The sequence below is a fragment of the Rhizobium ruizarguesonis genome, assembly GCF_012349115.1.
GTDB classification, from domain to species: Bacteria; Pseudomonadota; Alphaproteobacteria; order Rhizobiales; family Rhizobiaceae; genus Rhizobium; species Rhizobium ruizarguesonis.
This window is the reverse complement of the sequence record NZ_PQIG01000100.1, coordinates 1-19049: the sequence shown is the minus strand read 5'-3', so window position 1 is coordinate 19049 and position 19049 is coordinate 1. Positions and strand designations below refer to the sequence as shown.

The 19049-nt window shown below is 61.7% G+C and carries 21 protein-coding genes; 12 read left to right on the top strand and 9 right to left on the bottom strand.

Going from position 1 to position 19049, the window contains the following annotated elements; genetic code table 11:
* Positions 1-29: 29 nt before the first annotated feature.
* Both hdaA and C3Y91_RS26160 read right to left on the bottom strand, forming a co-directional pair.
* A complete protein-coding gene (gene hdaA / locus C3Y91_RS26165; RefSeq protein ID WP_130760663.1) occupies positions 30-743 on the bottom strand; it encodes a DnaA regulatory inactivator HdaA in 714 nt (237 codons plus the stop codon).
* Positions 736-1860, bottom strand: a complete 1125-nt coding sequence (locus tag C3Y91_RS26160) for an AI-2E family transporter (protein WP_018070526.1) — start codon at positions 1858-1860, stop codon at positions 736-738. Before C3Y91_RS26160 ends, hdaA begins: the two co-directional genes overlap by 8 nt.
* A 245-nt stretch (positions 1861-2105) precedes the next feature.
* On the opposite strand from C3Y91_RS26160, the gene purM reads away from it, so the two are divergent.
* Entirely contained in the window at positions 2106-3179 is a 1074-nt protein-coding gene (gene purM, locus C3Y91_RS26155) for a phosphoribosylformylglycinamidine cyclo-ligase (protein WP_018070527.1), read from the top strand.
* Entirely contained in the window at positions 3176-3847 is a 672-nt protein-coding gene (gene purN / locus C3Y91_RS26150) for a phosphoribosylglycinamide formyltransferase (protein WP_168576015.1), read from the top strand. Before purM ends, purN begins: the two co-directional genes overlap by 4 nt.
* A gap of 82 nt (positions 3848-3929) precedes the next feature.
* Here the strand turns inward: purN and C3Y91_RS26145 are convergent, their stop codons facing one another.
* The 3 genes from C3Y91_RS26145 to C3Y91_RS26135 all read right to left on the bottom strand — a co-directional run bounded on the left by C3Y91_RS26145 (position 3930) and on the right by C3Y91_RS26135 (position 8071).
* Positions 3930-5099, bottom strand: a complete 1170-nt coding sequence (locus C3Y91_RS26145; RefSeq protein WP_168576014.1) for an alpha-D-ribose 1-methylphosphonate 5-triphosphate diphosphatase — start codon at positions 5097-5099, stop codon at positions 3930-3932.
* Between the two features lie 177 nt (positions 5100-5276).
* The gene (locus tag C3Y91_RS26140; RefSeq protein ID WP_018070530.1) at positions 5277-5870 is read right to left on the bottom strand and encodes an NUDIX domain-containing protein; all 594 of its coding nucleotides are present in this window, start codon (positions 5868-5870) and stop codon (positions 5277-5279) included.
* Entirely contained in the window at positions 5867-8071 is a 2205-nt protein-coding gene (locus tag C3Y91_RS26135) for a molybdopterin oxidoreductase family protein (RefSeq protein WP_018070531.1), read from the bottom strand. Before C3Y91_RS26135 ends, C3Y91_RS26140 begins: the two co-directional genes overlap by 4 nt.
* Before the next feature lie 17 nt (positions 8072-8088).
* On the opposite strand from C3Y91_RS26135, the gene C3Y91_RS26130 reads away from it, so the two are divergent.
* Together C3Y91_RS26130 and C3Y91_RS26125 are read left to right on the top strand one after the other, a co-directional pair.
* A complete protein-coding gene (locus C3Y91_RS26130; protein WP_024321183.1) occupies positions 8089-8958 on the top strand; it encodes a 23S rRNA (adenine(2030)-N(6))-methyltransferase RlmJ in 870 nt (289 codons plus the stop codon).
* Between the two features lie 159 nt (positions 8959-9117).
* The gene (locus C3Y91_RS26125; protein WP_018070533.1) at positions 9118-9714 is read left to right on the top strand and encodes a glutathione S-transferase; all 597 of its coding nucleotides are present in this window, start codon (positions 9118-9120) and stop codon (positions 9712-9714) included.
* A 100-nt stretch (positions 9715-9814) separates the two neighbouring features.
* Here C3Y91_RS26125 and C3Y91_RS26120 read toward each other — a convergent pair whose 3' ends face one another.
* Complete coding sequence (locus C3Y91_RS26120) at positions 9815-10450, bottom strand: outer membrane protein (protein ID WP_018070534.1); 636 nt, start codon at positions 10448-10450, stop codon at positions 9815-9817.
* 365 nt (positions 10451-10815) lie between these two features.
* Here C3Y91_RS26120 and C3Y91_RS26115 point away from each other — a divergent pair, with 365 nt between their 5' ends.
* The 5 genes from C3Y91_RS26115 (at position 10816) to C3Y91_RS26095 (ending at position 15337) form a co-directional block, all read left to right on the top strand.
* Positions 10816-11583 carry an SDR family oxidoreductase gene (locus tag C3Y91_RS26115; protein ID WP_018070535.1) on the top strand — a complete coding sequence of 256 codons (768 nt, stop codon included), beginning with the start codon at positions 10816-10818 and terminating at the stop codon, positions 11581-11583.
* Positions 11580-13622 (top strand): excinuclease ABC subunit UvrC, encoded by a 2043-nt coding sequence (gene uvrC / locus C3Y91_RS26110; RefSeq protein ID WP_168576013.1) that lies wholly within the window; start codon positions 11580-11582, stop codon positions 13620-13622. The genes C3Y91_RS26115 and uvrC overlap by 4 nt, the downstream gene beginning before the upstream one ends.
* A 215-nt stretch (positions 13623-13837) precedes the next feature.
* Positions 13838-14428 (top strand): CDP-diacylglycerol--glycerol-3-phosphate 3-phosphatidyltransferase, encoded by a 591-nt coding sequence (pgsA, locus tag C3Y91_RS26105; protein ID WP_003547103.1) that lies wholly within the window; start codon positions 13838-13840, stop codon positions 14426-14428.
* Positions 14425-14679, top strand: coding sequence for a molybdopterin converting factor subunit 1 (gene moaD / locus C3Y91_RS26100; RefSeq protein WP_017959832.1), 255 nt, complete (start codon positions 14425-14427; stop codon positions 14677-14679). The genes pgsA and moaD overlap by 4 nt, the downstream gene beginning before the upstream one ends.
* A 196-nt stretch (positions 14680-14875) precedes the next feature.
* Entirely contained in the window at positions 14876-15337 is a 462-nt protein-coding gene (locus C3Y91_RS26095; RefSeq protein WP_018070537.1) for a molybdenum cofactor biosynthesis protein MoaE, read from the top strand.
* Position 15338: 1 nt separating this feature from the next.
* Here C3Y91_RS26095 and C3Y91_RS26090 read toward each other — a convergent pair whose 3' ends face one another.
* The gene (locus tag C3Y91_RS26090; RefSeq protein ID WP_018070538.1) at positions 15339-16235 is read right to left on the bottom strand and encodes a branched-chain amino acid ABC transporter permease; all 897 of its coding nucleotides are present in this window, start codon (positions 16233-16235) and stop codon (positions 15339-15341) included.
* 65 nt (positions 16236-16300) lie between these two features.
* On the opposite strand from C3Y91_RS26090, the gene C3Y91_RS26085 reads away from it, so the two are divergent.
* A complete protein-coding gene (locus tag C3Y91_RS26085; protein WP_018070539.1) occupies positions 16301-16846 on the top strand; it encodes a CGNR zinc finger domain-containing protein in 546 nt (181 codons plus the stop codon).
* Positions 16843-17346, top strand: a complete 504-nt coding sequence (locus C3Y91_RS26080) for a hypothetical protein (RefSeq protein WP_018070540.1) — start codon at positions 16843-16845, stop codon at positions 17344-17346. The genes C3Y91_RS26085 and C3Y91_RS26080 overlap by 4 nt, the downstream gene beginning before the upstream one ends.
* A gap of 73 nt (positions 17347-17419) precedes the next feature.
* Here the strand turns inward: C3Y91_RS26080 and ndk are convergent, their stop codons facing one another.
* Positions 17420-17842 carry a nucleoside-diphosphate kinase gene (gene ndk / locus C3Y91_RS26075; protein WP_003547097.1) on the bottom strand — a complete coding sequence of 141 codons (423 nt, stop codon included), beginning with the start codon at positions 17840-17842 and terminating at the stop codon, positions 17420-17422.
* Between the two features lie 81 nt (positions 17843-17923).
* Positions 17924-18613 carry a glutathione S-transferase family protein gene (locus tag C3Y91_RS26070; RefSeq protein WP_168576012.1) on the bottom strand — a complete coding sequence of 230 codons (690 nt, stop codon included), beginning with the start codon at positions 18611-18613 and terminating at the stop codon, positions 17924-17926.
* A gap of 185 nt (positions 18614-18798) precedes the next feature.
* Between C3Y91_RS26070 and C3Y91_RS26065 the strand changes: the two genes are divergently transcribed.
* A partial coding sequence (locus C3Y91_RS26065; protein WP_343227746.1) for a helix-turn-helix domain-containing protein occupies positions 18799-19049 on the top strand: 251 nt, incomplete at its 3' end.

Genomic DNA, 19049 nt, shown 5'->3' with positions numbered 1-19049 from the left:
ATATCAGTTTGACGACGGAACTGTGACAGTCAATCGGCCGGTTCCGAATTTCCCAATTCATTCAATACTTCGGCAGCAAGAGACCGGGTAATTTTCGTGCCCCGCGACAGGGCCAGCCGGTCAAGCCTTTCGACGATCGTCTGGGCCGCATTCAGCGACCGCTCCATCCGGTTCACGATATAGAGCACGAGTTTGTCATCTATATAAAGCTGCCGGTCGGCGAAGAGCTTGACAATCACCTGCGACAACAGCGCCTCATCGGGTTCGCCGATTTCGACGACGGTTGCCGCTTTCAGGCGCGAGCGCAGATCGGGCAGCAAAACCGGCCACGACATCGGCCAGAGGCGGCTGGTCATCAACAGGCTGGTGCCGTTTTCGCGCACGCTGTTGATGACGTGGAAGAGCGCGTTGTCGTCGAAGCCGAGGCGGTCGGCATCCTCAAACAGCACCGGGCCGGCGGCGGCGGTAACCGCGGCATCCGAGCCAAGCTCGGGATGGATGTCGACGGCGCCGCTCAAATCCCGCCAGATGCGGGCGAGGTGCGATTTTCCCGAGCCGACGGGGCCGGCGAGTACGACGACCGGCGATGGCCATGCCGGCCAGGCATCGACGATCGAAACGGCGGCGGCAAGACGCTCCGAGATCAGGAGGTCGTCGCGCCCGCTTGCGGCATCGTGCGAAAAGACCAGCGGCAGCTGCTCTCCGGCCTTGCGCTTCGGATCAGCGTTCTTCACGTCATTCATTGGGAACAGATTTCGTCTTCCGGGCGCGGCCACTGGGCGACCCGCCAAAATAAAGATCGCTCTGAAGGTAGCGTGAAATCGCGAAACGAACAAGGACGCCGACGGCAGCGGCAGCCGGCACGGCAACCAGAAGCCCGACGAAACCGAAGAGCGCGCCGAAGGCAAAGAGCGCAAACATCAGCCAGACCGGATGCAGGCCGACGCTGGAGCCGACGAGCTTCGGCTGCAGAATGTTGCCTTCCAGGAACTGACCGCTGAAGAAGACGAGGAGCACCAGGCCGATCCAGGGATAATCGGGCCAGAACTGCACAAGCGCCACGCCGATGGCGAGCACGAGGCCAACCATCGAGCCGACATAGGGAATGAAACTGATCATCCCGGCGAAGAGGCCGATCAGCAGGCCGAAATTCAGCCCGACGAGAGAAAGGCCGACGGCATAATAGATACCGAGGATGAGACACAGCGAGCCCTGGCCGCGGATGAAACCGGCGATCGCCTGGTCGATCTCCTTGGCGATCTGGCGGACATCGCCGACATAATCGCGCGGGATCCATTGGTCGACCTTGGCAACCATACGATCCCAATCAAGCAGGATATAGAAGGCGACGACGGGGGTGACCACGAGCAGCGATATGACGTCGACGATCGCCTTGCCGGAATTCCAGATCTGCGCAAAAAGCCCGGTCAGGAAGCCCATGCCCTCCGACAGGATGCCGGAGAGATTGTCCTTGATCGTGCCCATCTGGTTCTCGACCCAGTCCGGTAGCAGCGAATTCTGCGCCTGCGTGATGAACTGCTGTAATTGGCTGATATAACCCGGCAGACGCTGAGCGAAATCGTTGAACTGGCTGATCAGCACCGGAATGAGGATCATCAGCGCCAGCGCGAAGACGATGACGAAGGCAACGAGAATGCCGATGGTCGCCATCATGCGGCTCAGACCCAGGCGCTCCAGCCGGTCGGCCACCGGATCGAGGAAATAGGCGATCGCCATGCCGGCGATGAAGGGCAGCAGGATCGAGCTGAAGACATAGAGAAAGACGATGAAGAACACGAGCACCGCCAGCCAGAAGAAGATCTGACGCTTGAGAATGTTCCCACTGACTTGCTGTGGCATTGCCTTCCCCGCTGATCGTCGCCGTCGCCGAACCCCGCATCCGATCCGAAGCGGCCATTCAGCACATAGGATGCAGGCGCAAAGATGGTCAACCCTGTCGGGCAAAATCCCCGAAAGGCTCAGGGAAGACGCGGGAAATTGGGGGCTTTTGCCATGCAGCGCTTGCATAAAAGCCCCTGTCATGCAATTGCGACCGGCAGATGACGCGGCACGTTTGCCGCCTGAAATAGCCATCGGAGACCAGCATGAGCCAGTCTGGGAAAAACGGCCTGACATATAGCGATGCGGGCGTCGATATCGATGCCGGAAACCTCCTCGTCGAGAAGATCAAGCCGGCGGTGCGCTCGACGCGCCGTCCCGGCGCCGACGGCGAGATCGGCGGCTTCGGCGGGCTGTTCGACCTCAAGGCGGCGGGTTTTACCGATCCGGTTCTCGTCGCTGCCAATGACGGTGTCGGCACCAAGCTGAAGATTGCGATCGATGCCGACTATCACGACACCGTCGGCATCGACCTCGTCGCCATGTGCGTCAACGATCTCGTGGTACAGGGCGCCGAGCCGCTGTTCTTCCTCGATTATTTCGCGACCGGCAAGCTCGACCCCGACCAAGGCGCGGCCATCGTCGGCGGCATTGCCGCCGGCTGCCGCGAGGCGGGCTGCGCGCTAATCGGCGGCGAGACGGCCGAGATGCCCGGCATGTATTCCTCCGGCGACTACGATCTCGCGGGTTTTGCCGTCGGTGCTGCCGAACGCGGCAAGCTCCTGCCATCAGGCGATATTGCCGAAGGTGACGTGATCCTCGGCCTTGCCTCCTCCGGCGTCCATTCCAACGGCTTTTCGCTGGTGCGCAAGATCGTGGAATTGTCCGGCCTCGACTGGAGCGCAGCCGCACCGTTTGCCGAAGGCCGGCGGCTCGGCGAAGCTCTGCTCGAGCCGACCCGTATCTATGTGAAGCCGCTTCTGAAGGCGATCCGCGAAACCGGCGCCATCAAGGCGCTGGCGCACATCACCGGCGGTGGCTTCCCGGAAAATATTCCGCGCGTCCTGCCGAAGCATCTGGCGGCCGAGATCGATCTTGCCGCCGTCAAGGTGCCGCCGGTGTTTTCATGGCTCGCCAAAGCGGGCGGCGTCGACTCCAGGGAAATGCTGCGCACCTTTAACTGCGGTGTGGGCATGATCGCCGTTGTCGCCAGCGAGAATGTCGCGACGGTTTCCGCGGCTCTCGAAGCCGAGGGCGAGACCGTTGTCACGCTCGGTCGCATGATCGCCCGCGACGAGGGCGCCGCCGGCACGGTCTACAAGGGTACGCTTGCCATATGAGCTCGCCGCGCAAACGCGCCGTCGTCTTCATATCAGGCAGCGGCTCCAACATGATGGCGCTGGTTGCGGCGGCGAAGGCAGCCGACTATCCGGCCGAGATCATCGGGGTGATCTCCGACAAGGCGGATGCCGGCGGGCTTGCCATGGCCGCCGCCGAAGGTATTGCCACCTTCGCCTTTCCCCGCAAGGACTATGCCAGCAAGGACGCGCATGAAGCGGCGATCTTTTCGGCGCTCGATGAGCTTTCGCCCGACATTCTCTGCCTGGCAGGCTATATGCGGCTGCTGACGCCGACCTTCATCCAGCGCTACGAAGGCCGGATGCTCAACATCCACCCTTCCCTGCTGCCGCTGTTTCCGGGCCTGCACACGCATCAGCGCGCGCTCGACGCCGGCATGCGGATCGCCGGCTGCACCGTGCATTTCGTCACCGAAGGCATGGACGAGGGACCGGTGATCGGCCAGGCGGCCGTGCCGGTTCTTTCCGGCGACACGGCCGATAGCCTTGCCGCGCGTGTGCTCACCATCGAACACCAGATCTATCCGCAAGCCTTGCGGCTGTTTGCCGAAGGCCGTGTGACGATGGAAGGCGGCAGGGCCATGAGCACAGAGGCCTCAACCACCGTACCCAGGGCTCAACTCATTTCGCTGATCGGCGACCGCTCTTAGGCCGCTTGTTTTACGCAATTCCCGGCAAAAGCGCTTCGCGCTTTGCCTGGGAAAACCGCTTCGCACTTTTCCTGGAATTGCTCTAAGCCGCCAAGGCCCGCAGCGGATGCAGCGTGCCGTCGCTATAGACGAAGCGGCCGGCGCGGAACGTGGCGCGGATGCGATTGATATCACCCGGCTCAACCGCGACAAGATCGGCGCGCTGGCCGATGGCGATCTCGCCACGATCAGACAGGCCGGCCGAACGGGCCGCATTGCCGGTCGCCATGGCAACGGCGGCCGGCAGGCCACCTTCCACCATGTCGGCAAGCTTGAAGATGCCGGGCACGAAGGCAGCCGGATGATAATCGGCGGCGATGACGCTCAGCAGGCCGGCCCTTGCAGCATCGAGCGCGCTGAGATTGCCCGACATCGACTGGCCGCGCAGTGCGTTCGGCGCGCCCATCAGCGTCCAGAGGCCACGACGGCGGGCCTCCTCCGCCGCAGGTGCGGTGACCGGAAACTCGCTGATGGTGACACCGAGATCGTGCATTTCGGCGACTTTTTCGACGCTGTCATCGTCATGCGAGGCAAGCGACAGCTTGTGCTTCAGCGACAGCGCGACGATCTCCTTCAGCTTGGCCTCGATGTCAGGATTGCTGCGCATGGCGATGCGCTTGGCGACGATCTCCGCCGCCATTTCCTCGGAGATGGCGCGGCGCTCGGAGATGCTGAGGATATAGCTTTGCAGGTTGTTGTACTGGCCCTGGCCCGGCGTGTGGTCGGTCAGCGAGACCATGTCGATCTGATCGGCATTCAGCAGGCGCTCGAGCGCGGGAACTGCCCCTACATTGGTGATTTCGTAACGGGCGTGGACGCGGTGGTCGATCAGCAGATCGCCGCGCAGGCGGTTAATGCCCTCGATCACCGCGGATGTCGTCTCCAGCGAGCGGACGTGGTCGTAGACGCTTTCGGTCGCGAAGGAGACGGCGGCAAACGCCGTCGTGACACCAGCGGCGGCAAGCTTCTTGTCGAGTTCGTGGATGCCGAAATCGATCGGCATCGTCGCGTTCGGCCGTGGGGCGATTTCGCGCTCGATCATGTCGCCGTGGAGATCGACGAATCCAGGCATCAGCAGCCGCCCGCCGCCATCGATGGCAGCACTGGCGACCGGCTCCGGCCTGATCTCGGCGATGACCCCATCCTCAACACGCACGGAACCTTCCCTCACCACCTCGTTAGGGAGAACGAGGGTGAAATTTCTGAGCCACATGGGCTTTCTCCTGACCGCATCCGATGATTGACAAACCGCAGCGGATAGAACCGCTTCGTGACAGTCGTATGAAATTTCGCGCCTTATCATCTTAAAGCGGAAACTTGCGCTTTGGAATGATCCGATGCGCTCGCCCCGCAGATTCACCGGTCCCTCGATCCCGCGCAATGACCGCGATCAGGCCGTCAGCCTTGCCCTGTTCAACGCGGCCCATTGAAGAAGCACGATCGTTTTGACATCGAAGATCTCGCCGGTTTCGATCATCGCCGCCGCCTCGTCGAGCGGGATTTCGAGGACCTCGATATCCTCGTGCTCCTCATCCAGGCCGCCGCCTTCCGCCACGCGGTCTGCGATGTCGACGACGGCTGTGAAGAAGTGGACCACTTCGGTGACGGCACCCGGTGAGGTGTAGGATTTGAAGAGGAAGCGCGCATCGCGCAGGCGATAGCCGGTCTCCTCCATCGCCTCGCGACGGATCGCCGCTTCGGGATGGTCATCGTCGAGAAGGCCGGCCGGCACCTCGATTATCCAACTGGGATCGCCGTTGAGATGAACGGCGAGGCGGAATTGGCGGACGAGAACGACGAGGTCGCGCCTCGGATCATAGAGCAGGATGCAGGCGGCTGGTGTGCGGTGATAGACCTCCCGTTTCAACCGCTGGGCTGCGCCCTTGCGGTCGATATAGTCGAGCAGGTAGCTGCTCAACCGCGTCCACCCATTCGACAGCGTTTCTTCGCTGACGATCTTCACCCGTGATTTCGGCTGCATCATGCTGCGTCCCTGCGAAACCAGACCTTGTTGTCGTGTACGGCCGCCCCGCCATAGGGCGCGACAGGGTCGGCGCCGGTCAAGACGTTGATGCCCTCGCCGTCGACATGCGCCTTGTTCGGCCAGAGGCCTTCGGCGATCAGCACGCCGGATTTGACTTCGGTGGTGATGCGGGCGTGGATGCGCAGATCGCCGCGGCTGTTGCCGATTCGGACGAGATCGCCATGGGCGATGCCGTTGGCTTCGGCGTCGGCCGGATTGACCATCACTTCAGGACGACCTTCCTTCTGGCGAGAGGTCTTGGTCTCGGAGAAGCTCGAATTCAGGAAGTTGCGGGCCGGCGAGGTGGCGAGCCGGAAGGGATGCTCGGAATCGGCGACTTCGATGACATCGACCTGATCGGGGAAGGCCGGAAGCGCGGCGTGCGGACCGAGCGCGCCGATAGAAGCCGGGGGCTTGTTCGGCGCCGGCTGATCGATCCAGTCCGGGCGGAAATGAAACTTGCCATCCGGATGGGCAAAGCCGTTCAGATAATGCGCCTCCTCGAAAGCGGGCTGACGATCGAACCATTTGTGTTCGAGGAAATGGTCGTAATCCGGCAGGCCGCTCGATTCCAGGATGCGGTCGACCATCTCCCGGGCGGTGAAGCCGAAGCCGGGGCGATCGGCGACGCCGAGGCGTTTTGCCAGTTCCTCGATGACGAAGAGATTGGTGCGCACGGTTGACGGCGGCTCGACCAGCTTCGGCCCCAGCAGGATATGGTTCTGGCCGCCGGCCCGATAGATATCGTCATGTTCGACGAACATCGTCGCCGGGATGACGATATCGGCGATCTCAGCCGTCTCGGTCATGAACTGCTCGTGGACGGCGACGAAGAGGTCGTTGCGGGCAAAGCCGCGTCTGACGAGGCGCTGCTCGGGCGCGATGTTGGCGGGATTGGTGTTCTGGATCAGCATCGCCGTCACCGGGCCGCGATGGCGGAGCGCCACCGGATCGCCGGTCAGCACGCGGCCGATCTGGGATTGATCGAGCATGCGGACATCCGCGTCCTTCATCGACCGGCCGGTCAGTTCCGCATTGTTCAAGCGGAAGATGTCGCTGTTCGAATGGAAGGCGCCGCCGCCCTCATATTGCCAGGAGCCGAGGACGGTGGCGATCGAGGCCGCCGCATGCATGGCGACCGCGCCGTTGCGCTGGCGGGTGAAGCCGTAGCCCAGGCGAAAGAAGGTTTTCTTCGTCGTGCCGACGAGGCTGGCGAAGGCTTCGATCTCTTCGACCGAAAGGCCGGTGATGGCAGCGGCCCATTGCGGCGTCTTGGTTTTCAGATGCGCTTCGAGACCGGCGGGATCATCGGCATATCTCGCCATATAGTCACGATCGGCATAACCGTCGCGGAAGGCGATGTGCATGACGGCGCAGGCGAGTGCGGCGTCGGTGCCTGGCCTGACGATCAGCGCCATGTCGGCCTGCTTCATCGTCGGATTGTCGTAGATGTCGATGACGACGATCTTCGCGCCGCGCTCCTTACGCGACTTGATGGCGTGGGTCATCACGTTGACCTGCGTCGAGACCGCGTTGGTGCCCCAGATGACGACGCAATCGGTGCGACCCATCTCGCGCGGATCGGGACCGCGCAGCGTGCCGGTCGCCATCGTGAAGCCGGTCCAGGCGGGGTTGGTGCAGATCGAGGAGAAGAAGCCGGAGTAACGCTTGGCATGACGCAGGCGATCGATGGAATCGCGCTGCACCCAGCCCATGGTACCAGCGTAGAAATAGGGCCAGATCGCCTCGCTGCCGTCCCTTGCCTCGGACTTCACAAAGGCTTCGGCGATCTCATCCAGCGCATCGTCCCAGGAAATCTGCTGCCACTGCCCTGCCCCCTTGGCGCCGGCGCAGCGTAGCGGATGCATCAGGCGGTCGGGATGGTAGAGCCGCTCGGCATAACGGGCGACCTTGGCGCAGATGACACCCGACGTGTAGGAATGGTCATTGGCGCCGCGCACACGGCCTATGCGGCCATCCTCTGATATATCGACCTCCAGCGCGCAGGTGGAGGGACAGTCGTGCGGACAGGCGGTGTGGCCTACCCTATTCTCCGGCTTCGATGATTTGGCGTGGATGGGGGTCGCAATGTTCATGGCATTTGTATATTCCAAGGCTTGCACGGCCAAAAGCCACAAAAATTCCCCATGACGCGAATTCATACGGACATTCAGCAAAAATGAACTACCGCCACATCTATCACGCGGGCAACTTTGCCGATGTGCTGAAACATGTCGTGCTGACGCGGCTGATCCGCTACATGCAGAAAAAGGATGGCGGCTTCCGGGTGCTCGACACGCATGCCGGCATCGGGCTCTACGACCTCTCCTCCGAAGAAGCACAGAAAACCGGCGAATGGCTCGATGGCATCGGCAAGCTGATGGAGGCAGAGCTCGGCCCTCAGGTTTCTGAACTGCTGGAGCCCTACCTCTCGGCAATCCGCGAACTCAATCCTGAGGGCGGCATCCGCTTCTATCCCGGCTCGCCGAAACTTGCGCGCATGCTGTTCCGGCCGCAGGACCGGCTGTCGGCGATGGAACTGCATCCCGAGGACTACGTCAGGCTGCACCGGCTGTTCGAGGGCGATCACCACGCCCGCATCACCGAGCTCGACGGCTGGCTGGCGCTCGGCGCACATCTGCCGCCGAAGGAGAAGCGCGGCATCGTGCTCGTCGATCCGCCCTTCGAGGAAGAGGACGAATATCAGCGGCTGGCCGAAGGACTGGAAAAAGCCTACCGCCGCTTTCCCGGCGGCACCTATTGCCTGTGGTACCCGCTGAAAAAGGGCGCGCCGATCAAGGAATTCCACGAGGCGCTGCAGGCGCTCGACATTTCGAAAATGCTCTGCGCCGAACTCGCCGTTCGCAGCGACCGCGGCATTACCGGTCTGACGGGCTCAGGCCTCGTCATCGTCAACCCGCCCTTCACGCTGAAGGACGAATTGCACCAATTGCTGCCCGCATTGAAGGACCATCTGGCGCAAGACCGCTTCGCCTCGCACCGCGCTTTCTGGCTGCGCGGAGAGAACAAGGCAGTCAAGGACGATTGACCGGGTAGAGCGCCGCGCGCCCCATAGGACGAGCTAAGGACGCTCTAGCACTTTGAATTTGCGCATAATCCTTTCCGAAAATCGATTCCGATTTTCGGAGTTATGCGCTAGCTTCAGGGATAGTCCGCGCCGCAACTCCACAATCTCATCAGGTGTCCCATGAAGCTCCTTTGTTCGCCCGCCTCGCCCTATTCCAACAAGGTGCGGATGGCCGCGCATTTTCTGGCGCTGAAATTGAACGCCATCCGGGTCGACACCAATACCGGACCGGCGATCCTGCTGGACAACAATCCGCTCGGCAAGATCCCGACGCTGCTGACCGATGACGGAGTCTCGATATTCGACAGCGTGGCGATCATGCATTATTTCGACCGGCTGACGAAGGGCGGGCTCTACCCTTCCAAGAAGGGCAAGCGCACGGATGCGGAAATCCTCGAGGCGCTCTGCGACGGCATCTGCGACTGCCTGCTGGCGATCGTCTACGAGCGGCGCTTCCGCGACGAGGAAAAAATTCACCAGCCGTGGATCGACCGGCAATGGAAGAAGGCGACGAGCGGGCTCGCTCATCTCGGCGCCAATCCACCGAAGCTTGGCAAGAAGCTCAATGGCGGGCATTTCGCGCTGGCCGCGACGCTCGATTATCTCGAGCTGCGCTTCAAGGACCAGTGGGAAGCCGATCATGCGCCGCTCACCGACTGGCTGCGGCAGTTCGACAAGAAATTCCCTGCCCATAGCGAACTCAAGTCCCAAGGCTGAGCGCGCTCAAAGCCCAGGGCTCAACGGCGGGAAGAGCAAACAGACAGCAAAAAGCCGGGCGACGTGCCCGGCTTTTTCATGCTTGAACGGATGGTCCGGCTTAGAACTTGACGCCGATACCGAGCTTGACGCTGTTCTCGTCGTAACCGCGCGAGAAGCTGCCGGAGTCGAGGTCGTAGTCCTTGCTCTGGTAGTCGGTGTAGCGATATTCCAAGCGCGTCGTGATGTTGTTGGTCACGAAGGCTTCGACGCCGGCGCCGACCGTATAGCCGAAGTTCGTCTTGCTTTCGTCCGAGGTGTCGTCGGAAACCTTGACGTCGCCGATGGCAAGACCGGCCGTGCCGTAGAGCAGGAAGGGGTTCATGTCGTAGCCGACGCGGCCACGGACAGAGCCGTTCCAGCCATACTTGTTCTTGACGCCGCCTGAGGAGACGTCGTCGCCGCTGTAGCCGAGATCGGATTCAACGCCGTAAACGATCTGGCCCTGCTGCCAGTTGTAGCCGGTGAAGACCTGGCCGCCGAAACCGTAGGTGTGGCGGTCGGAACCGAAGTCACCCATGTTGTAGGTGCCGGCGCCGCCGAGATAAAAGCCTTCCCAGTTGCCTGCCGGCTTGACCGGAGCGTCCTGGGCGACCGGTGCTTCCGGAACCTGGTCGACGGCATCGGCCGCCTGAGCTGCCGAGACGCCCGCAATTGCAAAAACGGAGGCCATGAGGCCAGCAATGAGTACACGCATACTTAGTCTCCTTTCGGTCCCGCGCCGCTTGTCAACTGTCTATCAGTGAAGCATTGGCGGGATATTGCCAGATGTCCCTTCCGGATCGAGACTGAAATTGGAACTCAAATGCGGATTTGAAAGAGCCAAATTGTGATATCATTGTGGCTGCCGCATGGCTGAAATTCGATGTTGCTTTGGCGCAACATACACTTCATTAACCATACTGAAGTGTTAAACTGAAAATACTTATTTTAAGAAATCGCATTCTTAAATAATACATAGAATATCCGGCTCTCGGACGCAACCGCAGCGGCCTATTTATATAATCTCCGTCGGCCCCTATATAGTCTGCAGACAGACTCGCGGGATCAGAAGGCAAGATTTTGAACCACAAAAGACTTCGCTCGGCCCTTATAACAGGGGCTGCTAAGAGAATAGGCCGGGCAATCGCCGAAGACCTTGCTGCAAATGGCTTTTCCGTTGCGATCCACGCGAACGGCTCCATCGGTGAGGCCGAAGAGCTGGTGGCGGAATTGCGGCGAAAGGGATATCGGGCGATCGCCCTACAGGCCGACCTCACCGATATCGGCGAAACGGGTGCCTTGGTCGCGAAGGCGTCGGAAGCGCTCGGGCCACTCGATCTGCTCGTCAATAATGCGTCGGTCTTCCAGCATGATTCCGCGCGCAGTTTCAATGCCGCCACCTGGGCTTTGCACTTCGACCTGCATGTCCGTGCGCCCTCTATTCTTGCGGCGGCCTTCGCGCAGCAGATGCCCGTTGAGGCGGCAGGGCTGATCGTCAATATCATCGACCAGCGGGTCTGGGCGCTGAGGCCCAGCTTCTATTCCTATACCCTCTCCAAATCCGCGCTGTGGACGGCGACACAGACGCTTGCACAGGCATTGGCGCCACGCATCCGCGTCAATGCCATCGGCCCCGGCCCCTCGATGCCGAGCGAGCGGCAGGCGATGGAGGACTTCCAAGCGCAGGTCTCAGCCCTTATCTTGCAGCGAGGGCCGGCGCTGGAGGAATTCGGACAAACGATTCGCTTCCTTTACGACACGCCCTCGATCACCGGCCAGATGATTGCCCTCGACGGCGGCCAGCACCTCGCCTGGCAGACGCCCGATGTGGCGGAGATTACGGAATGAACGGACGAAAGCTGCCGGATGGCGGCGTTCTCTACGACGAGACGGATGAGAGCGAAGACGATATCGAAGTGGAAGGCGACGTTTCCGCCGCCGCCCCGCTTGCGGCTGCGGTCGACTGGAATGCAGGCAGCCTCAATGAAACCGGGCTCGTCGGCGCGGAACTGATCGGCGAATTCGTCAAGCGGCTGCCCAACAGCCCCGGCGTCTACCGCATGTTCAACGCCGAGGGTGACGTGCTCTATGTCGGCAAGGCGCGCAGCCTGAAGAAGCGCGTCAACAATTACGCCGTCGGCCGCGTGCATTCCAACCGCATCGCCCAGATGGTGCGCCAGACGGCCAACATGGAATTCGTGACGACGCGCACGGAAACCGAAGCGCTGCTCCTGGAAGCGAATCTGATCAAGCGCTTGCGGCCGCGCTTTAACGTGCTTTTGCGCGACGACAAGTCGTTTCCCTATATCCTCATTACCGGCGACCACCGGGCGCCGGCGATCTTCAAGCATCGCGGTGCGAGAGCGCGAAAGGGCGACTATTTCGGACCCTTCGCTTCGGCCGGCGCGGTCGGGCGCACGATCAACTCGCTGCAGCGCGCCTTCCTGATCCGCACTTGCACCGACAGCGTCTTCGAAACGCGCACGCGACCCTGCCTGCTCTACCAGATCAAGCGCTGTTCCGGGCCGTGCACCCATGAGGTCAGCGACGAGGGTTACGGCGAACTGGTGCAGGAGGCGAAGGACTTCCTGTCCGGCAAGAGCCAGAAGGTGAAGTCGCATATGGCCGAGGCCATGAACCAGGCGGCCGAGGACCTCGACTTCGAGCGGGCGGCAATCTATCGCGATCGGCTGGCCGCACTTTCGCACGTGCAGAGCCACCAGGGCATCAATCCGGCCGGTGTCGAGGAGGCTGACGTTTTCGCCATCCATCATGAGGGTGGCATCTCCTGCATCCAGGTGTTCTTCTTCCGCACCGGCCAGAACTGGGGCAACCGCGCCTATTTCCCGAAGGCCGATCCGCAGCTTTCGAGCGCCGAAGTGCTGAATTCCTTCCTCGCGCAATTCTACGACGACAAGCCCGTGCCGAAGCAGATCATGCTGTCGCAGACAGTCGAGGAGCTGGAGCTGCTTGCCGCAGCACTCAGCGAAAAGGCCGGCCACAAGGTCTCCATCCTGGTGCCGCAGCGCGGCGAGAAGCGGGATCTGGTCGACCATGTCGTCGGCAATGCACGCGAGGCGCATGGGCGAAAGCTTGCCGAGACGGCGTCGCAGTCGCGGCTGCTCGAAGGTTTCAAGGAAACGTTCGGGCTTGCCTATGCACCGCAGCGCATCGAGATCTACGACAACTCGCATATCATGGGCACCAATGCCGTCGGCGGCATGGTGGTCGCGGGGCCGGAAGGTTTCGTCAAGAACCAGTACCGCAAGTTCAACATCAAATCGACCGACATCACGCCCGGCGACGACTTCGGCATGATGAAGGAGGTGATGACGCGGCGTTTCTCGCGGCTGATCAAGGAGGAAGGCATTCCTGACCGGACGGCGCAGGCGGCCACACCCGACGCTGCCGACATGCCCTTCCCCACCTGGCCCGATGTGATCCTCATCGACGGCGGCCAGGGGCAGATGACGGCGGTGCGCGCCATCCTTACCGAACTCGGCATCACCGACAGCGTGATGGCGATCGGCATCGCCAAGGGTGTCGACCGCGAGGCCGGGCGCGAGCGCTTCTTCCCGCCGGGCCGCGAGAGCTTCACGCTGCCGCCGCGCGATCCGGTGCTTTACTTCGTCCAGCGCATGCGCGACGAGGCGCATCGTTTCGCGATCGGCTCGCACCGGGCGCGGCGCAAGAAGGAAATGATCAAGAACCCGCTCGATGAGATCGGCGGCATCGGCCCATCGCGCAAACGCGCACTGCTCCAGCATTTCGGCACGGCGAAGGCGGTTTCGCGCGCCGCCCTGTCCGACCTGATGGCGGTGGAAGGCATATCGGAAGCCGTCGCCAAGCAGGTCTATAACCATTTCCACGACGACGCCGCGAAATAACCGGCGTCCGTCGCAAATTCCACGCAAAGGCGGTGAAAAGACAGAAAGAATGTTGACGGTCCGCGGCCAAAGCCGTCATCTACCGCATCGGCCCGAAAATCGGAATCGACTTTCGGAAAGCTCGATGCGGATATTCTAAAGTGTTACAGCGTCCTTTGCGCGCCTGAAAAGACGCGCGGCGCTTTAGCGGCGCATCAATTCAGAGAAACGATCCCATGGCATCGCGTGCGTACAGCATTCCCAATCTTCTGACCTACGGTCGTATCCTCGCCGTACCGCTGATCGTTCTCTGCTTCTTCATCGAGGGCAGGCTGTCGATCAGCAACACGGCGCGCTGGGTGGCGCTGTGGATCTTCGTCATCGCCTCGCTCACCGATTTCCTCGACGGCTATCTCGCGCGCATCTGGAACCAGACGTCGAATATCGGCCGCATGCTCGATCCGATCGCCGACAAGCTGCTGGTCGCTTCGATCCTTCTGCTGGTCGCGGCCGACCAGACGATCGCCGGCTGGTCGATCTGGGCGGCGATCACCATTCTCTGCCGCGAGATCCTGGTTTCGGGCTTGCGCGAATATCTGGCAGCGCTGAAGGTCAGCGTACCGGTGACGCGGATCGCCAAGTGGAAGACGACGCTGCAGCTCGTCGCCATCGCCTTCCTGCTCGCCGGCCCGGCCGGCGACGAGATTTTCCCCTATACGACACAGACGGGCATCGCACTGCTGTGGATCGCGGCGCTGCTGACGATCTATACCGGCTACGACTATTTCCGCGCCGGCGTGAAACATATCGTGGATGACGAGGAATGACGCGGCTTGTCTATTTCGCCTGGGTGCGCGAGCGCATCGGCAAGGGCGAGGAGGAGATCGACCTCCCCTCCTCCGTCGTCACCGTTGCCGATCTCCTGAATCATTTGAAGACGCTGGGCGAAGAATATGAGACCGCACTTCAATATCCCGACGTGATCCGCGTGGCGCTCGACATGGAGCATGTCGAGCACGACGAGCCGATATCCGGCGCCCGGGAGATCGGGATATTTCCGCCGATGACGGGTGGGTGACTGGGATGAGATCGGATGCGGCATATTCCCCTCCCTTCTCCCCTCGGGGAGAAGGTGCCCGAAGGGCGGATGAGGGGGCCGCGGCCGCAGGTACTGCCCTTCGCTTGAGCTCAGTGCGTTCGCGGCTTTCGCCGCGCACCCTCCTCATCTGTCCTTCGGACATCTTCTCCCCGCTGGGGAGAAGGGGGAGGCTGTCGTGACCGCCACCCCCACCATCCGCGTCCAGCATGAGGACTTCGACCTGCAGGCCGAGGTCGATCTGCTCTCCAAGGGCAAATCCGGCATTGGCGCCGTTGTCACCTTTTCCGGCCTCTGCCGCGATGAAGGCGGCACGCTGGCGGCCCTCGAACTCGAACATTATCCCGGCATGGCCGAAGCGGAGATGCTGCGCATCGGCGATCTTGCCATCGCGCGTTTCGGACTTCTCGGCCTCACCGCCATCCACCGCTACGGAAAGATCGCAGCCGGCGAGAATATCGTGCTCGTCGTCGCAGCCGCACCGCACCGGCAGGCGGCGTTCGACGGCGCCAATTTTGTCATGGATTTCCTGAAGACTGCGGCCCCCTTCTGGAAGAAGGAGCACGCCAGGGATGGCGCCAGCGGCGATTGGGTCTCAGCGAAAGACGCCGACGACGCGGCGCGCGACAAGTGGAAATAAGTTAGAGAATAACACGCTCCCGGCGGCTCATCACCAAGAGCAGGACGAGCAGCGAAAAGATGACCAGATCCCGCCAGACGAAGGGGCCATAGGCGCCCCACATGGTTTCGACGACGGCAAGCCCGGCAGCGCCGCCTGCCGAGCGCAGCGGATCGGAGTAGCCGCCGACGGCTGCGATCAACAGCACCTTCAGTCCGAACATCAGGCCGGCGCCGAAATCCATCGAGCCGTAATAGAAGGTGGCGAGGATGCCGCAGATCGTGGCGACGAGGGCGGCTGCCGCATAGGCGACGAGAAAGACGCGATCGGCGCTCGTGCCACAGAGTTCGGCCGCCAGCGGGTCATCGGTAACGGCGCGCCAGACGCGGCCCCAGGCCGTGCGTCTGAGGATCAGCGTGCCCACAGCGACAATGGCAGACATCAGTACCGTGTTGATCAGCTGGATATGGGTGAGCGTCACTTTGAACAGCCCGTCGCTCCAGAAGACGACTGTGTCGTTCAGGAACGGCGGCAGCCAGATAGAGCGGGTATTGGCGGCAAGCCGGGCGGTCTCCATCAGTACGATCATGATGCCGAGGGCAGCGACGATGACCGTATTCGGCGATTTGTTGACCAGCGGCAGCATGATCGAGCGGCCGATCCATAGGCCCGCCGCCAGCGAATAGACGATGGAAGCACAGGCGCCGACGGCAAGGGCGGCCGGCAGCACCAGCCAAAACCTGACATAGGCGAGTTCGGTGAAGAGCAGCAGGATCTGGCCCGCAAAGGCAAAGATCGCCCCATAGGTGATGTCGGCCCGCTTCGTCACGCCGAAGGCGACGGCATAACCGAAGGCAAGCGCGGCATAGAGGGCGGCAAGCGGAACCGCATTCGCCAGCTGCTGCAGAAGATAGGCCATTCCGAACACTCCGCGTCATCAAAATTATAACTAGTAAAACCTATTTCACCAGTTATAATTTCATCATGAGCTTTTCCTGGACCCCTCACCGCTTTGCCGGCGGCGCGCTGGCGCTCGATGTCGTCAACAGCGTCGTTCTGCGCCACGATGCAACGCGGCGGATCGACCGCTTCGCGGTCAGGGATCAAATGCAGAGCTTTCCACGCGCCGCCGCCGAATTCTGCGCCGAGCGCGCCCTCTTCGGCGATATCGCGCCGGTGGCGGCGGAAAACGAAGCGGATTTCATCGCACTGCGGGAAGCGATCGACCTCTATTTCCGCAAGCGTATACTGAATGGCGGCGACGACCAATTGCTGGCCAGGCTGCTGCAAGCGCTGGCGAAGGCGTTGCGCGACGCAAGCCCCGGCAGCCTGGCCGCGGCGACCGCCCATTCGGCACTGCGGCTGATCGCCATGCCCGATCCGGAACGCATGAAGATCTGCGGCAATTGCGGCTGGCTGTTCATCGACCGCAGCAAGAACAGGAGCCGGGCCTGGTGCGACATGGCGGTGTGCGGCAACCGCACCAAGGCGAACCGTCACTATCGCCTCAAGAAGGAGGAGACGCCATGAGAAACTATTGGATCGTGATGGCGGCGGCGGCCGCCCTTCTGCTTTCCGCCTGCCAGCGCCAGGCTGAAAACCTGGTCGAGGTCACCGGCCATCTCTTCGTCTTCAACTATCGGGTGGCGAGCGCCACCTATCTGCTGACGCTGAAGAAGACCGGGCCTATCCCCGATGGTTCGGTCATCATCGCCGAATTCGAAAATCCGCAGGGGGGCGATCCGCTGGTGCTGAACCAGAAGATCTACCCGATCGACGACAAGATCGCGCTGCAGAGCGAAAAACTGCACTGTGTGCGCAAGGACCGCCCCTATTCCGTGAGTGTCCGGCTGGTCGACAAGGATGGCAAGGTGCTGCAGGAATTGAAGACGCAGTTCCGGTCCGACCTAGACCAGACCGTCCTGCCGAGCAAACCGCTCGTCCTCGGCGCGCTTTATGACAAGAACCCGGAGGTCTTCAAGCCTGACGGCAGCGTCGATTTCTCGAATACCGACAAATGCCCGGCATAGAGAAATGCATAGAAAAAGCCGGGGCGTGGCCCCGGCTTTCGAGAGTCAATTCAAGGCATTGCCGGCGAATGCCTCAGCCGACGATTTCGGTATCGGAGAACCAGTACTTGATTTCCTGGGCAGCCGTTTCCGGAGCATCCGAGCCGTGAACGGAATTTTCGCCGATCGACAGAGCATGAACCTTGCGGATCGTGCCTTCGTCAGCGTTTGCCGGGTTGGTGGCGCCCATGATCTCGCGGTTCTTGAGGATCGCGCCTTCGCCTTCCAGCACCTGGACGATGGTCGGGCCGGAGGTCATGCCTTCGACCAGCTCGCCGAAGAAGGGGCGGTCCTTGTGAACGGCGTAGAAGCCTTCGGCTTCGCGACGGCTCATCCAGACGCGCTTGGAAGCGACGACACGCAGGCCGGCATCTTCGAGCATCTTGGTGATGGCGCCCGTCAGGTTGCGCTTGGTTGCATCCGGCTTGATCATCGAGAAGGTGCGTTCAATCGCCATAGTCAAATCCTCTGTTTTCTCGGGAAAAGTGGGCGGTCTTTACCCGCCCCAACGCCCGAAAACAAGAGGTCGGCGGCAATTTCACGCCGCTGTCACAGTCCTGCCGCGGCTTTGGTGGAGATCGAGGCAGCGTTCGAACCAGGCCATGACGGGATCGTCAGCGGCTAGCATGGCGAGACCGGCGGAGACACGCAGCCATTGCAGCGCGCCGAAGACGATATAGTCGGCAAAGAGCGGTGTCTGGCCGCCGATGAAGGGTTGGAATTTCAGCATGTGCCGAAGCGGCTCCAGCTTGGCACCGAAGGCGGCCTTCTCCACCTCGCTATCGGCGGCAACCCCCTCCAACGGCTTGCCGAGCCGAGTCTCCCGGCTTTCGCGGAAATAGGCCTTGTCTCCCTCGTCGAGGTTCGCATGGATGTCGAGAAGGGCGATGCGCATGATCGCCGGATGGATGATCATCTGCGAATAGCCTTCCACCATCCGCGACAACGCCTTGCCGCCCTCGCCGTTGAACAGTGACGGCCGCTCGGGATAGGCCTCCTCCAGATAGAGGGCGATGTCGAAACTGTCGGAGACCAGCCGGCCATTGTCGTCGAGAACCGGCACGATCGACGAGACGCCGCCACCGATCGCGCGGATGCGGGCATAGGTCGTCGGAATCTCCTCGAAATCGAGGCCCTTATGCGCCAGCGCCATCACCGCCTTCCAGCAATGGGGCGAAAAGAAGCGCCGCTCGTCGGCGCCGCAGAGGGAATAGAGGGCTCTGGTCATGACAGTCCTTTCGAGATCGCAGCTCTATCCATTCCACGACAGAAAGCGGCTGCGATCAAATCAGGAAATTTCATGGCGTCATCACTCGGCTTTCTAGAGCATGCTGTGATTTAGCGGAATCTGGGATTCGCAAATCAGTTTGAATGTGATTCAACATTGCTGCTGGGGAAGGCAGGCCAGCGGCGATGACACAGCCTTATTCTGAAGATCTTCGAGAGCGTGCAATGGCGCGGCTAACGGCCGGCGAGACGATACGCTCTATTGCGGCCGCACTATCGATCAGCCCTTCGTGTGTTTCAAAATGGAAGCGGCGCCTGGCCGAGACAGGCGCTCTTACGCCAGGCCGGATTGGCGGGCACAAGAAACGGACTTTGTCGGATGAGCGGGCCGAGTGGTTGCGCCAACGTTGTTGCTCTGGCCCGTTCACGACACGTGG

What these genes read in the sequence shown, in the direction of transcription:
- hdaA (WP_130760663.1), bottom strand. Translation starts at nt 743, where the DNA reads ATGAATGACGTGAAGAACGCTGATCCGAAGCGCAAGGCCGGAGAGCAG.
- C3Y91_RS26160 (WP_018070526.1), bottom strand. Translation starts at nt 1,860, where the DNA reads ATGCCACAGCAAGTCAGTGGGAACATTCTCAAGCGTCAGATCTTCTTC.
- purM (WP_018070527.1), top strand. Translation starts at nt 2,106, where the DNA reads ATGAGCCAGTCTGGGAAAAACGGCCTGACATATAGCGATGCGGGCGTC.
- purN (WP_168576015.1), top strand. Translation starts at nt 3,176, where the DNA reads ATGAGCTCGCCGCGCAAACGCGCCGTCGTCTTCATATCAGGCAGCGGC.
- C3Y91_RS26145 (WP_168576014.1), bottom strand. Translation starts at nt 5,099, where the DNA reads ATGTGGCTCAGAAATTTCACCCTCGTTCTCCCTAACGAGGTGGTGAGG.
- C3Y91_RS26140 (WP_018070530.1), bottom strand. Translation starts at nt 5,870, where the DNA reads ATGATGCAGCCGAAATCACGGGTGAAGATCGTCAGCGAAGAAACGCTG.
- C3Y91_RS26135 (WP_018070531.1), bottom strand. Translation starts at nt 8,071, where the DNA reads ATGAATTCGCGTCATGGGGAATTTTTGTGGCTTTTGGCCGTGCAAGCC.
- C3Y91_RS26130 (WP_024321183.1), top strand. Translation starts at nt 8,089, where the DNA reads ATGAACTACCGCCACATCTATCACGCGGGCAACTTTGCCGATGTGCTG.
- C3Y91_RS26125 (WP_018070533.1), top strand. Translation starts at nt 9,118, where the DNA reads ATGAAGCTCCTTTGTTCGCCCGCCTCGCCCTATTCCAACAAGGTGCGG.
- C3Y91_RS26120 (WP_018070534.1), bottom strand. Translation starts at nt 10,450, where the DNA reads ATGCGTGTACTCATTGCTGGCCTCATGGCCTCCGTTTTTGCAATTGCG.
- uvrC (WP_168576013.1), top strand. Translation starts at nt 11,580, where the DNA reads ATGAACGGACGAAAGCTGCCGGATGGCGGCGTTCTCTACGACGAGACG.
- pgsA (WP_003547103.1), top strand. Translation starts at nt 13,838, where the DNA reads ATGGCATCGCGTGCGTACAGCATTCCCAATCTTCTGACCTACGGTCGT.
- moaD (WP_017959832.1), top strand. Translation starts at nt 14,425, where the DNA reads ATGACGCGGCTTGTCTATTTCGCCTGGGTGCGCGAGCGCATCGGCAAG.
- C3Y91_RS26090 (WP_018070538.1), bottom strand. Translation starts at nt 16,235, where the DNA reads ATGGCCTATCTTCTGCAGCAGCTGGCGAATGCGGTTCCGCTTGCCGCC.
- C3Y91_RS26085 (WP_018070539.1), top strand. Translation starts at nt 16,301, where the DNA reads ATGAGCTTTTCCTGGACCCCTCACCGCTTTGCCGGCGGCGCGCTGGCG.
- C3Y91_RS26080 (WP_018070540.1), top strand. Translation starts at nt 16,843, where the DNA reads ATGAGAAACTATTGGATCGTGATGGCGGCGGCGGCCGCCCTTCTGCTT.
- ndk (WP_003547097.1), bottom strand. Translation starts at nt 17,842, where the DNA reads ATGGCGATTGAACGCACCTTCTCGATGATCAAGCCGGATGCAACCAAG.
- C3Y91_RS26070 (WP_168576012.1), bottom strand. Translation starts at nt 18,613, where the DNA reads ATGACCAGAGCCCTCTATTCCCTCTGCGGCGCCGACGAGCGGCGCTTC.